This is a genomic window from Chryseobacterium sp. S0630 (genome assembly GCF_024158915.1).
Lineage (GTDB): Bacteria > Bacteroidota > Bacteroidia > Flavobacteriales > Weeksellaceae > Chryseobacterium.
Genome location: NZ_JAMZGF010000025.1, coordinates 52237 through 65306, shown reverse-complemented (window position 1 = coordinate 65306; position 13070 = coordinate 52237). Strand labels below are relative to the sequence as shown.

The 13070-nt window shown below is 37.9% G+C and carries 12 protein-coding genes; all 12 read right to left on the bottom strand.

From position 1 onward, the window contains the following. Positions 1-59 precede the first annotated feature (59 nt). Positions 60-398 carry a cupin domain-containing protein gene (locus tag NK356_RS12880; RefSeq protein WP_253317163.1) on the bottom strand — a complete coding sequence of 113 codons (339 nt, stop codon included), beginning with the start codon at positions 396-398 and terminating at the stop codon, positions 60-62. A gap of 45 nt (positions 399-443) precedes the next feature. After that, positions 444-1178 carry a rhamnogalacturonan acetylesterase gene (locus NK356_RS12875; protein ID WP_253317162.1) on the bottom strand — a complete coding sequence of 245 codons (735 nt, stop codon included), beginning with the start codon at positions 1176-1178 and terminating at the stop codon, positions 444-446. Between the two features lie 261 nt (positions 1179-1439). Then, the gene (locus NK356_RS12870; RefSeq protein ID WP_034696643.1) at positions 1440-2402 is read right to left on the bottom strand and encodes a pectinesterase family protein; all 963 of its coding nucleotides are present in this window, start codon (positions 2400-2402) and stop codon (positions 1440-1442) included. A 16-nt stretch (positions 2403-2418) separates the two neighbouring features. Next, positions 2419-3327, bottom strand: coding sequence for an alpha/beta hydrolase (locus NK356_RS12865; RefSeq protein ID WP_253317161.1), 909 nt, complete (start codon positions 3325-3327; stop codon positions 2419-2421). Between the two features lie 227 nt (positions 3328-3554). Then, positions 3555-5222, bottom strand: a complete 1668-nt coding sequence (locus NK356_RS12860) for a glycoside hydrolase family 28 protein (protein WP_034696639.1) — start codon at positions 5220-5222, stop codon at positions 3555-3557. A gap of 1 nt (position 5223) precedes the next feature. Then, positions 5224-6069, bottom strand: a complete 846-nt coding sequence (locus NK356_RS12855; protein ID WP_253317160.1) for a rhamnogalacturonan acetylesterase — start codon at positions 6067-6069, stop codon at positions 5224-5226. After that, a complete protein-coding gene (locus NK356_RS12850) occupies positions 6069-6392 on the bottom strand; it encodes a hypothetical protein (RefSeq protein ID WP_253317159.1) in 324 nt (107 codons plus the stop codon). Before NK356_RS12850 ends, NK356_RS12855 begins: the two co-directional genes overlap by 1 nt. 130 nt (positions 6393-6522) lie before the next feature. Continuing rightward, positions 6523-8166, bottom strand: a complete 1644-nt coding sequence (locus NK356_RS12845; RefSeq protein ID WP_253317158.1) for a glycoside hydrolase 43 family protein — start codon at positions 8164-8166, stop codon at positions 6523-6525. Between the two features lie 65 nt (positions 8167-8231). Then, complete coding sequence (locus NK356_RS12840; protein WP_253317157.1) at positions 8232-9485, bottom strand: glycoside hydrolase family 105 protein; 1254 nt, start codon at positions 9483-9485, stop codon at positions 8232-8234. Positions 9486-9496: 11 nt separating this feature from the next. Further along, the gene (locus NK356_RS12835; protein WP_253317156.1) at positions 9497-10555 is read right to left on the bottom strand and encodes a DUF4861 family protein; all 1059 of its coding nucleotides are present in this window, start codon (positions 10553-10555) and stop codon (positions 9497-9499) included. Beyond that, positions 10542-11957, bottom strand: a complete 1416-nt coding sequence (locus tag NK356_RS12830) for a polysaccharide lyase family 1 protein (RefSeq protein ID WP_253317155.1) — start codon at positions 11955-11957, stop codon at positions 10542-10544. The genes NK356_RS12835 and NK356_RS12830 overlap by 14 nt, the downstream gene beginning before the upstream one ends. Positions 11958-11978: 21 nt before the next feature. Next, positions 11979-13001, bottom strand: a complete 1023-nt coding sequence (locus NK356_RS12825) for a pectinesterase family protein (protein WP_253317154.1) — start codon at positions 12999-13001, stop codon at positions 11979-11981. Positions 13002-13070: the final 69 nt, after the last annotated feature.

Below are 13070 nucleotides of genomic sequence, written 5' to 3'. Positions count from 1 at the left end.
TAATACTTCAGAAATTTCTTTGCGTCTTAGCGTTTTTGAAATCTATTTATAGTGTCTTATTAAACAAAAAAATCCTCTCTGAAAGGCGTAAAAGCATCAATGAGTTTTCCTTCTTCAAGACACTTCACCCCATGAAAAATATTGGGCTGTGCAAAAAATCCATCTCCTTCCTGTAAAATTTTTGTTTCACCATCTATGGTAACTTCAAACTTTCCGGAAGCAACATACGTGATCTGAGAATGAAAATGCTGATGTAATGCTCCTACAGCATCTTTCTCAAACTTTACAATAACCATCATCACCTGGGAATTATATCCAACAAACTGCCTGGAAACACCATTTCCTATATCTTCCCATGCTGAGTTTCCATCGAAGAAAGGCTCTTTTTTGAAATCCATTTTATATTTTTTAATTACAATTTTGTGGAATCAATACAATCCGTGTTATTTAATATACTTCTCCAAGCCGGTTTTCAAGGCTTTTAAAGAGGTAGCTGCCAACCTTGCAACAGATTCGGCTCCCAGCTTTGACAAATGAGTATCATCATCTTTTCCCTCAGGGTAATAAGATTCGTCTCCCTTTTTATAATGCAGATGCAGTTTCTTTGAGTTTTCAGGACCATAAGAAATTTCAAGCTGTTCGGATAATAACTGCAAGTCAACAAAGGGTACTTTAAGATCATTGGCCACCATTCTTACCACAAGAGGATATTCTTTGTGTGTATCCACTAAAACACCGTTTTCGTTAAAATTCCTTCTTGCAATTGACGTCATAAGTATGGGAATAGCACCTTTAGATCTTGCTTCGTTTACATATCTTTCAAGATTGGCCCTGTATTGTGTGTACGGATTGGTAAAGCGTGCCGAGTCATTCACTTTCTGATCATTGTGCCCGAATTGAATGATGACAAAATCTCCTTTCTTAAGTTGATTCAAAACGGTATTCCATCTGCCTTCCGTTCTGAAACTTTTGGAGCTTCTCCCGTTGGTGGCGTGATTTTGAACAGATATTCCTGTTGTTAAAAGGGATGGAAGCATCTGCCCCCAGCCATGCTCTGGATTTTTATCTGGATTTTCTTTATTGGCCATGGTAGAATCACCAATGAGGAATAACGTAGGTTGTTGCGCATAGGTGATGAGGGAAAGGAAGAGGATGAGAAAGGTGAGTTTTTTATTCATTTTTATTTTGCTTAGTATAATTCTTTTGTCTTGAAATAGAAGATTCGACATTGTTGAGCAAAAAGGTTGGGGAAGCGCAAAGACGCAAGTTTTTTTCAAAGTTTATGCTATAAGGCGCAAGGATTTTATCTCCGATAAAATTGTAAATTGTATCCTTTGCTGAAAATCTTCCATTGAGCGAAGTCGAAATGTTCTTGCGTCTTAAAAGAGTATGATGCTTACAAAACCTTGCGTCTTTGCGATTATCCAACAATTATTTAATTAGGGGTTCCAGCCGTCAAAGATTTTTTCTAAGGTGTAATTTTTAATTTCTTTTTTGGTCAGTTGATGTGACCAGCTAGCCCGTTTTGAAGGATTTCCTCCTTCGCCTTTGCTTCCGGATTCTGCGTAATAAGCTGTTTTTTCTTTATCAGGAAACATTTTGTCTCCTTTCCAGGGATTCCAGCCTTCGGGAAGAATGTGTTTTCCCATTTCCGTATTGATAAAAACTGTTTTGGCGTAAGGTCTCCACGGTCTTCCGAGATACACTTTAGAAACCTCATCTTTAGCAGTAAGCCTGCAATCGAAAAATACAAATCCATTTTTTCTGTCCATTTCCGTTGCGGCAGCGGTGATGTAAGAATCAGCCAGACTTTTAATCGTACAGTTTTTAAAAACAGCAGTGGCCTGTCCGAAAATAAAATCGGTAGTTCCTTCTATATAACAGTTTTCAAAATACTGTCTGCTATGGTTGGAAGCGGAGTAAAGAGTGTCCTGACAGCCAAGGATATCAGAGTCCTTAATCACAAAACGATCTCCTTCTACATGAAGCGAAACTGCCTGTCCTTCGTTGCATGAGCTATTTTGAATGGTCAGATTGCTGATTTTGATATCATCGCCCATTACCAAAAGAGTGTAGGAGTTGAAAGTCGTCATCTTTTCATTGAAAGAATCTGTTTTTCCTGAGAAATCATTGTTGGTAATTATCGTATTGCTTTTATTTTCCCCTTCCAGCGTGATTTTATGCTTTGAAGAGGGAATAATTACTTTCTCATGATAGATTCCTGTTTTGATTTTGATTAAAGCTTCTGCCGGCCCAAGATCTCTTACAGAATTGATAGCTCTTTGAATGGTGGTAAAATCTCCGCTTCCATCCTGAGCCACTGTAAGAGTGATATAAGGTTTACTTTGCGCCCAAAAAGATTGAGCAACTGCGAGAAATAGTAATACAAATAATTTTTTCATAAGATCCGGTTAAAAACTATTTCAACACTTTATTTAAAAAATCAACAGTATAGTTCAACGTTTCTGTAAACCATGGCTCTGCAGACCAGAATGAATGCGGAGAATCTTTAATTTCATGAAATTCAGTAGGGATATTGTAAGCCTTTAATTTTTTCATCATATCGTCTCTTCCGGCATGAAATCTAGGCTGAGAACTGTTGATAAAAAGGGTAGGCGGAGTATTTTCATTCACATATTCCAGCGGTGAAGCTTCTGTCCAGTTTTTTAGGTTGGTATTCCTGTCTCCATCCAGCCAATAGGAGGCGTAAGTACTTTCCTCTGCTTCAGGATGAATGAAGGATACAATTCCGTCAATATTGATGATCGCTTTGATATTATTTTTCTTCTGTACTCCTACCAGAGTTGCCATTTGTGCTCCGGCAGACTCACCCAAAACGGCCATTTTCTTTTTGTTTAAAGAATATTTTTTGTGATGAGTCTGCAACCATTGAATAGCTGTTTCTATGTCTTCAATTCCGGCCGGATATTTTGCAGCATCTGCAAGACGGTAGCCAACAGCAATCACTACAAATCCTTTTGAAGCTAATTCCATAGCCATATATTTTTCATTTTCCTTGCTTCCGGAAATCCATCCGCCACCATGAACCATTGCAATTCCTGCATGCTTTTTTGAATCATCAATAGGGTAGTATACATCGGCTTTTAATGATAATCCGTTACTGTTTTTGTATTCAACATTCCTGTCGATTCGGATATTTGGAGGAACCGGACGATCAATAGGGGTAATGAAAGGGTATTTTTTCTTTAATTTTTCAAAAGTTCCTTCATTGGTGTAAGGAGAAGCATTCGGTCTGCTTACCTGCCCGAATGCCATCGTCCCTACGAAGAAAATAGAAATATAAGTATGTCTTTTGTTAAAAATCATTTTGTCAGATTTTTACATTGAAACCATTAAGAATCTTAAGCTATTAAGATGAATGAAGAAAATCCTTCTGATTTTTAAGTGGAATTTGTAGTGCGAAGTCTAACTTAATATTCTTAAAAATTTAACTCATCTTAATGGTTTAATAATTGTTTAATTTTATAAATGTTGGAATACACAAAGGCGCAAAGTTTTGTTCATTTAATCTTTTGCGTCTTTACGATAATCAACTATTTTACTGAGTTCTTAGCTACATCCGTTCCTATAGAAACTGTGTTTTTATCAGAGAGTAAATCTTTAGGTACAGCTACAGCTCCCGTTTTGTTTCCTAAAACTTTGATATAAGGTTTTATTGGTGATTCAAATTTCACAGTAGATAGGTTAATGTTCTTACTATTATAAACCGTTGCTCCCGTTCCTTCAGTATATTTCAGGGTTACATTCTTTAACTGGATTCCATCTGCATCTACAATAGTCAATGCTTTTTTTGTATCGAATTTTGAATCTTCAATCACAATGTTTTTAAGATTCATTTCGGAAAGCCCAAACAAGGTGATAGCTTCGTAAGAGTTGACTGCATTAATATTTTTAAAGAATATATTTCTGAAAATCGGAGTTTCTTCTGTTATCGGATACACTTTTTCAGGAGTTTTGTTTCCTTCCTGTTTTTGTCCATCTTCTAAAACCGGGGAAGAACCTTCGTAGAACATATTAAAACCAATCGTCTGTGTCGGAATATTAATCATATCAATATTTTTGATGTAAATATTTTCAACAATTCCGCCTCTTCCACGGGTGGTTTTAAAACGAAGTCCGATGTCTGTTCCGATAAAAGTACAGTCAGAAACATGAATATTTCTTGCACCGCCGGACATTTCGCTCCCTACAACAAATCCTCCATGACCATGGTACACGATATTGTTTTTGATGAGGACATTTTCGGTAGGCATTCCTCTTTTTCTGCCGTCTTCATTTTTTCCTGATTTAATACAGATCGCATCATCACCCACATCAAATGTATTATCATAAATAAGTACATTTTTACAGGATTCAAGATCTACACCGTCACCGTTTTGAGAGAACCATGGATTTCTTACGGTAAGGTTTCTTAAAATCAGGTTGGAACACATCAAGGGATGAAGATTCCACGCCGGGGAATTCTGGAAGGTAGGACCATCTAACAATACTTTGTCACAACCCACCAGACTCACCATTACCGGACGCAGAAAGTCTTTTACCGTGTTCAGTTCGTCTTTCGAGATTTTATCAGGAACATTGAAGCTTGAGCTGCTTTCAAATCCTTTTTTATAGCTTTCTGAAGGGTACCATGTTTTGCCGTCGGAAGATAATATTCCACCGGATTTGATGATTTCTTTCCACTCAGACTCTGCCACTTTACTTTTTTTGATGGCTCTCCATGCATCTCCGCTTCCATCAATGACTCCTTTTCCTGTGATAGCGATATTGGTTGCATTTTTTGCTGAAATAGGTGATTGACAACGAGTTGTATTTAATCCTTCAAAACTTACATCTACCAGGGGATAATCATTTTTATCTTTGCTGAAAATAATGAAAGCACCTTCTTCTACGTGAAGATTGATATTGCTTTTCAGTTCAATAGGCCCAGTAAGCCACATTCCTCTGGGAACAACCAGTTTTCCACCTCCTTTTTTGCTGAGCTCATCGATTGCTTTTTTGAATGCCTGTGTATTTTTTACATTTCCCCCTGAAATTCCACCAAATTGCGTGATGGATACGGTATTGGCAGGAAAAGATGCTTCTACAACCTGAGGCATTGTAAACTCAATGTTTTTATAAATATCCAGATTCTGAGCATAGGCATGCCCGGAAAACATCATTGCTACTGCTAAACTGATAATGGTAAGTGACTTCTTCATGTTATTTTTTTTGAGTTTTAATTATATTTTTAAATTCCTGATAAACCAGTGAAGCGACTATCTTTGCTCCCTCAGGCTGAAAATGGGTGTTGTCTTTCTGCCCTTTAGGATAGGCTTCGTAAGTATTTTCCGGAAGATTCATAAAATAATGACTGGTGGTGAAATCCTGTCCTTTTTTAGTAAAATACTCCATGGATAGTTTGTTTAAATCAATATAAGGAACGTTCATTTCTTTAGCGATATCAATAGGAGCCTGCCAGTATTCACCGTGTACATTTTCAAGCTTTCCGTCTTTCCAGGGATAATTTCTTGCTGCAGGAGTTACAATAACCGGATTTCCACCCTTTTGTTTGGTCTGGGAAACAAATAATCTTAAAAATTCTTTATATCCCTGAATATTCACATAACGCTCAGGATGCTTTTCTGAACCGTCATTGTGCCCAAACTGCATAATTACATAATCATTAGGCTGAAGATGTTCATACACATACCGCCATCTTCCTTCCTGAAAAAAAGTTCGTGTACTTCTTCCACCATGAGCTCTGTCAATAACAGCTACTGAATCTGTGTTGATACCAGGTTTCAGAGTTTCAATGCTGTCTTTTGCAAAGAAAGGCTGAAATACCTGCCCCCAACCTGTGATAGGATAGCGTACTTTCATATAATCTTTTCCCGGATCATAATCTCTGGTATAGTCAGCCATTGTGGAGTCTCCAATGAGGTAGATATGCGTTACTTTTTTATTCTGTTTTGATATCGTTTTTTTTGCTCTATCCTGCGACTGGCATGCTGATAACAATATTACACTGAATAAAAATGAAACGGTTTTGTATATGCTTTTTTTCATTACTTTTTTTGTTGGATTTCCAACATAACTTTCTTTTTACTCTCTCGCAGATTGAACTGATTTTGCAGATGATTGTGTATCAATTTATCATTAAAATCTGCGTTATCTGCATAATCTGCGAGCGTTTTATTTATTTTTTCTGTATGACATTTTTGTTGAATAATCGCAAAGGTGCAAGGTTTTATATTCTTTATTTTGTTTTTAATGTGTAAGAACACTTCGACTTCGCTCAATATAAGATTTTCGGCAAGTTGAGCGGTATTCAATTTTATCGTAGATAAAATCTTTGCGTCCTTATAATTATTTACATTTTGATATTTCATCACGTCTTAGCGTTTTCCAACATAACTTTCTTTTTACTCTCTCGTAGATTGTGCTGATTTTGCAGATGATTGTGTATTATTTTATCATTAAAATCTGCGTTATCTGCATAATCTGCGAGCGTTTTACATTTTATTTCTTTGTAATTCTGAACCAATCAAAATCTGCATATCCTCCACGTGGAGCTTTTGTTGTACTGACGCTGTACAAACCTACTTTTGCTCCAATCCATTTTCCCGGTTTTGCCTGGAAAATCTCACCGGCTTTGATGAAATTTTTGCCGTTTTCACTGTAGCTGAACTGGCATAAACCATTGGGCTCATTTACATTGACTTTTAAATAAACCTCGTTACTTTTTAACGGGGTTTCAAACAGTATTTTTTCTTCCCCGCCTTTGTCTGCCTTTTCCGCCTTCCTGAGTTGGAGATAATAACCGTCAGGTTTGTTCGTGATCACTAAAGATGCATGATCTGACCCCATGATTAATAATCCGGCAGTTTTTCCTTCTTTGGCATCTTCCGGAGTCAGCTTCACCTTTGTGGAGGCTGCAAAATTCGGAGCTGGAAATTTTTGGGTTAAAAGATTCGGGGTATTCCATAGATTTTTTTCTCCTTCCGGAATTTTTATAGAGAAAAGTCTTAAAAATTTTTGCCCGGGAAGTTTGGATGACCATACAATATTTTCATTGGCACTCCATTGCCATTGCAGTCCTAGTTTTTCACCATCAAATTCATCGGTTTCAGGAGGCGTTGAAGCAGGGTAGTATTGCCCAATATCAGGCTTTTTATAGGTTGAAACAGGTTCGCCAATTCCGTTTTTATTATGATCAATTCCCATTACCGGCCAGTCTTTTTCCCATTTCATCGGCTGTAGGTGAATGATTCTTCCTCCGGCATCCACATCCTGAAAATGATAAAACCAGTCTTCACCGGAAAGAGTATCTACCCAAGCTCCCTGATGAGGTCCGTTGATGGTTGTTGAACCCTGTTCCAATACTATTTTTTCTTCATAAGGGCCATAAATATTCTTTGATCTCAATACCAGCTGCCATCCTGTTGCCACACCGCCAGCAGGCGCAAAAATATAATAGTAGCCATTTCTTTTATATAGTTTAGGACCTTCAACGGTAGGATGAGCATCATGGCCGTCAAATACATGAACGCCTTTATCCAGAACTTTTGTTCCTTCTGGATTCATTTTATTGAGTGTTAAAATACTTTTTACTCCTGCACGGCTTCCCGCCCAACCATGAATAAGATAAGCGTTTCCGTCTTCATCCCAGAACGGACAGGAATCTATTAATCCTTTTCCTTCCATTACCAAGACCGGCTTTTCCCAGGTTCCCAATGGATCTTTGGTTTTCACCATATAAATTCCAAAATCAGGATCTCCCCAATAAATGTAGAATTCTCCTTTGTGAAATCTTATGCTTGGTGCCCAGACTCCATCACCTCTTTTGGGAGTAGAGAAATGTTCCAGAGGAAGAATATCCTGAATGGCATAATTGACCAGTTTCCAATTGATCATATCTTTAGAATGAAGGATGGGAAGTCCAGGTGTTTCATTGAAGCTGGATGCTGTCATATAGTAATCGCTGCCCACGCGGATAACGTCCGGATCGGAATAATCGGCATACAAAATGGGGTTTTTATAATTTTTTCCCTGATCGGCCGTCCAGACCTCGGAAACATAGTTCTTTTCCTGTGCCTGAAGATAGGTAGAAGCCACAGAACATGCTGTAATGGCAATGATATTTACAATATTTTTTGTCTTCATACAATCAATTATACTTTTCCTGACTTACCAATCCTTGTCAAGGATGAGGATTTCTCAATCTTTTTTTATTTTTCAAATTCTAAACTTGCCAGGATAAAAGGACCTGTTCCTTTCGGATCATTGGAGCGTACTTCTTCATTCACGTAATATTCATAAGAACCGCTTCTGTAGGGTGTTCCGCCTAGTCCGGCTACTGCACAGCATTTATTTAAGCTTACGACACCATTTTCATCTACTGTGATCAGGTTTTTGATAATTCCTTCATATCCCTTTTTTGCGTAACCTTTATAGGATTGGGGTAAATATCCTTTGTTTACAGATTTTATCATGGTATATACAAACATAGATGAGCCCGTAGCTTCCAGGTAGTTCCCTTTTTCTCCGCCTTTATCCAGTACCTGGTACCAAAGTCCTGTTTTGGAATCCTGTACTTTGATGACGGCATCACAATACGATTTTAAATAGGAAAGTAATTTTGCTCTTCCGGGATGGTTCTGAGGTAAATAATCCAAAACATCTACCATAGCCATTCCGTACCAGCCCATTGCTCTGGACCAGAAATTGGGAGAAAGTCCTGTTTCTTTGTCGGCCCATTGTTGTTGACGGCTTTCGTCCCATGCGTGATAGAGTAGCCCTGTTTTTTTGTCTAAAAGATGCTTTTGAATCAGGTTAAACTGGTTGATGATATCATTGTAGGCTTTTTCAGCATCTTCTCCTTTTGAAAAATAGTGAGTGTAGTGCGCATAAAAAGGTTCGCCCATGTATAAGCCGTCCAGCCACATCTGGTTGGGATAAATTTTCTTGTGCCAGAATCCACCTTCTGATGTTCTTGGCTGACCATCTATCTGAGAACGCAGGGTTTGTAAAGCTTTTAAATATTTATCTTTTTTCTCCTGTTGATACAGGTAAAGAAGAACGTTCCCACAATTCAGCATGTCGATATTGTATTTGGAAAGATCGTAAGAAACAATGCTTCCATCTTCTTTTACCATGGTATCACCGAAGGTTGTGATATACTGATAATATTCTTTGTTCCCGGTTTTTTCGTATAATCTTTCTGCGCCTTCCAGGACAATTGCCGTTGGATAGCTCCATTTCGGGGCTTTATTATAATCCAGCATCCAGGCTTGCGGAAATCTTTTTATTTCAGAAAGGAGCATCCTTTGAGACCATGGAAGCTTAGCTGAAATTTTGACATTTGCTTCTGAATGTATTTCTGATGAAGTGTTTTGCAATGGCTTTTGTGCACAGGAAAAAAATAATCCGGAACAGGCAGCTGCCACAGCGTAGATTTTAATAGTGTTATTGATAAAGTTCATGATGTTAAACTTTAAAGTTGATGAGTTTTATCGAGAATATCCAGTTTTTGATCCAGATCCTGGTAAAAAGATTCTTCGGTTGTTAAGCCGTTGGATTCCTGAGACCAGGCTCCCAGAAAGTAATAGGATACATTTTTCGTCTTTTTGAAAACGATGGTATGGGTAGATTTTGTTTTCACATATTTATCAAAGCTTTCCAGCGGATAGAAGACTGCCATTCCCAGATTGTCTTCTTTTTTAGCCAGAGTTTGTTGTCCGTAAGTGGCAATATAAGCCCATTTTTTATTTTTACTGATTCCCTGTTTCATAGGGATGTCTTTGAAAGCAACGATTCCGGTGCAAAGACCTGAAAGACTGTTACTCAGATTGAGATCTACTTTTACGAAACGGTCTTTGGGGAAAATGGTCAGTTTTGATTGCAGGTCTACAGCATCACCCCAGGTTTTCCAATCTTTGTAAGTGATAAGGGCATAAGACTGATCTTTTGCATTCACTACTTTTGCATTCGTGCTTTTTACAATTTTAAAGGTTTCAACATAATCATTCTGCTCATCATATCTTCCGTAAGAACCAACTCCTATGGTACGTCCGGATTTCAGAATATCCTGTCCCCACGGAGCATCGTGATGATAAGATTCAAAGCCGTCTTGGCCTACTTCCGGCAATACGAGTCCTGTTACTTTTTTACCGAAAATATCTGTAGCATTTCTCCAGTCCAGATAAAGTCTGTAGCCAATCTGATTGTTTTCAAGACCAATTCCTTCGTATCTGATATAAGAAGAATGATTTGTGTGGGCTTCGGGAAGCGTGAGTTCCTGAACGTTTTTGAAAGTTCCTCCAATGTATTGATTACCTTCCCATTTTCCGCCTTCTTTTACAGAAAGTTCAGCGTAAGAAAATGGTGCTTTTGGGTTTTTCTTAATGGCTTCAATCACAGAAGTCTGCGCTGAAAGATGGGTGCTGATAAAAGCGCCTGCTATGACTATTTTAAATAAACTGAGTTTCATACTTTTTCCTGTTGGGTTACCGATTTCTGTTGATGAGTTTTCATGGTTATTAGTTTTGGTCATCGGTTATTGTACGGACAATATCATTTATATACACTTCTATATTGTCATAGTTTTTATCAAGATCTCTGCCGTTGGCATTGGCTGATTTTGGGTTCAAATGATGTTTGATTTCCCATTCATCCGGCATTCCGTCGTTGTCGGAATCGGGGAGAGGCTTTACCTGTTTTAAATGAGGAAATCCGCCTGTGTCATTTTGAGAATCAATGATTCCGTTTTTACTTCCTTTTGAGCCTGTGTAAGTAAAGCTTCCGGTTTCAATGTCTTTTAAAACATGAAGATCAACAGCATCTCTTACCAGGCTTGCTCCGCTGAATTTGAGCACTTTCCTGTAAGCTTCGTCTGCAGAATGGGTTTTAATGTTATTCTCAATATTATGAGGTTGATTGATTTTAATGGAATTTTTATCCTTTTCTGTTAAGTTATAGGATGGTTTCATCTGACTAAAAACACCTTCTGTCCAGTTATCTTTGGTAACTTCCGGACTTCCTTCCATCACATTTCCGTTGATGTAGTATTTCCCCCAGATATTATAGACTTCGGTTTTCGGGTTTTCATTTTTATCGATGGCGACAATTCTTTGTCTTGTAAGTGTTGCCGGTCCGGGTTTGTAATAATTATTAACGATATTCACGTTCATTCCTTCACCTCCATAAATACTGTTGTGTCCCCAGTTGTAGATCAGATTATTTCTGAAATCAGTAAGGTCTGTCAGCGCAAATTTACTTCCTGCATATTCGCCTAATCTTGGATTTCTGCTGTCATGATGCGCGTAGATATTATGATGAAAGGATGCGAATTTACCTCCTGCAATTCCACCATAGCCATGTGCGCCTTTCTGATGAACAGAATTTCTGAGACTTTCAGCAATGAGACACCATTGAAGAGTTGTTTTTTCATTGGCGTAAATCGAGACTGTTTCGTCTGTAGACCAGCTCATAGAACAATGATCTACCATCAGATTTTTGATAAATCTTGCTCCCAAAGCATCGCCCTCAAATTTTTTCTGATCACCCATTCTGAATCTTAGGAAACGGATGATAACATTATCTGCAGCTACAAATGTTTCATAATTGGCAATCGTAATTCCGTCTCCGGGAGCGGTTTGTCCGGCAATGGTGACATCGCCCTCTTTCATTTTCAAAGGAGACTGCAGGTAAATAGTTCCACTGGTTCTAAATACAATATATCTCGGACCTTTTTGATTCAAAGCGAATCTTAAACTTCCTGCAGAGTTATCGTCTTTCAGATGGGTGACGAAATAGACCTTTCCGCCACGTCCGCCTTTTGTGAATCTTCCAAAACCTTCAGCTCCGGGAAAGCTCAATATTTCCTGCGCATCAACCAGCGTAGAAATACTGCATAAAAGTCCCGTGGTGAATAGTTTAATGAAGTTTTTTGTCATGATTGAAGATGCTTGTATGAATTATTGTAAGCTCTTTTTTATATTCCACTGATCATTTCCTTTAAGAATATTTTCCGGAGTGTATTTTTTTCTTTCTTCTTTATTTAATTGATGCGACCAAGGAACTCTTTGAGTCATATTGGCTCCGGCTCCTTTTGAGTTGCTTTCTGCGTACAATGTGGTCTTTTCTGCTTCCGTTTTGTTCCAGTTGTGCCATCCTTCAGGCTTTATCGTTGAGTTAAGCTCACAGTCGATATAAACGGTTCTTGCAAAAGGTCTCCATGGTCTTCCCAGATAGACGGAATGGTCTTTTGCATTTCCAATAATCTTTGAATTGATAAAAACGAACCCAAATTCATTTCCCTGTGGAGTAGAAGCGGCTGTAACATAGCTTGCCGTTTCTTTGGAGTAAATAATACAATTTTCAAAAACAGCTGTTCCAGCCCCAAAAATATAATCCGTTGTTCCTTCGATATAACAGTTTTTGAAGTAGTTTCTTGATGGTTTTGTCTTGTCCTCGAGATCCTGAACTCCTTTTAAATATAAAGTATCCTGATTTCCTAAAAATCTGCAGTTTTCAAAGGCGATTCTGTCACCGGAAGTTAATACAGCAACTGCCTGTCCGACTCTTCCGGAACTGTTTTCAAATGAAATATTTTTTGCTGTAAAATCATTTGAATAAATAAATATTGTGGATGAACCTGTCGTCCCGATCTCTTTTCCTTCAGCATTCTTTTTTGAGGCATAATCATTGTAAGTAATGATTGTTTTTTCTGGATTTTCACCTACCAGAAGTATGACTCCTTTTGTTTCCTGAATGGTAATCTTTTCTTTATAAGTTCCGTTTTTAATAAAAACTTTTGTTCTTGTTGAAGAATTGTTTTCAATAGCGTTAATTGCCTGCTGAACGGTTGTGAAATTACCTTTCCCATCTTTCGAAACCACGATGGTTTTATCCTTGATTTTGAAAGAAAGAAGACTGACTAAAGCCATCAGAGCAACAGAAAACAGAGCCGTGTTTTTAAAAAAGATGGAAAATTTCATAAAGCAGTTTTGAGGTAAAATACAGACTGATCTTGGTGGAAGACAGCCTGTATTTTGATATGAATGTTG

Excerpts from the sequence above, each read along its gene's own strand:
- NK356_RS12865 (WP_253317161.1), bottom strand. The coding sequence starts at position 3,327 with ATGATTTTTAACAAAAGACATACTTATATTTCTATTTTCTTCGTAGGG.
- NK356_RS12835 (WP_253317156.1), bottom strand. The coding sequence starts at position 10,555 with ATGACCAAAACTAATAACCATGAAAACTCATCAACAGAAATCGGTAAC.
- NK356_RS12870 (WP_034696643.1), bottom strand. The coding sequence starts at position 2,402 with ATGAAAAAATTATTTGTATTACTATTTCTCGCAGTTGCTCAATCTTTT.
- NK356_RS12875 (WP_253317162.1), bottom strand. The coding sequence starts at position 1,178 with ATGAATAAAAAACTCACCTTTCTCATCCTCTTCCTTTCCCTCATCACC.
- NK356_RS12860 (WP_034696639.1), bottom strand. The coding sequence starts at position 5,222 with ATGAAGAAGTCACTTACCATTATCAGTTTAGCAGTAGCAATGATGTTT.
- NK356_RS12825 (WP_253317154.1), bottom strand. The coding sequence starts at position 13,001 with ATGAAATTTTCCATCTTTTTTAAAAACACGGCTCTGTTTTCTGTTGCT.
- NK356_RS12880 (WP_253317163.1), bottom strand. The coding sequence starts at position 398 with ATGGATTTCAAAAAAGAGCCTTTCTTCGATGGAAACTCAGCATGGGAA.
- NK356_RS12840 (WP_253317157.1), bottom strand. The coding sequence starts at position 9,485 with ATGAACTTTATCAATAACACTATTAAAATCTACGCTGTGGCAGCTGCC.
- NK356_RS12845 (WP_253317158.1), bottom strand. The coding sequence starts at position 8,166 with ATGAAGACAAAAAATATTGTAAATATCATTGCCATTACAGCATGTTCT.
- NK356_RS12855 (WP_253317160.1), bottom strand. The coding sequence starts at position 6,069 with ATGAAAAAAAGCATATACAAAACCGTTTCATTTTTATTCAGTGTAATA.
- NK356_RS12830 (WP_253317155.1), bottom strand. The coding sequence starts at position 11,957 with ATGACAAAAAACTTCATTAAACTATTCACCACGGGACTTTTATGCAGT.
- NK356_RS12850 (WP_253317159.1), bottom strand. The coding sequence starts at position 6,392 with ATGAAATATCAAAATGTAAATAATTATAAGGACGCAAAGATTTTATCT.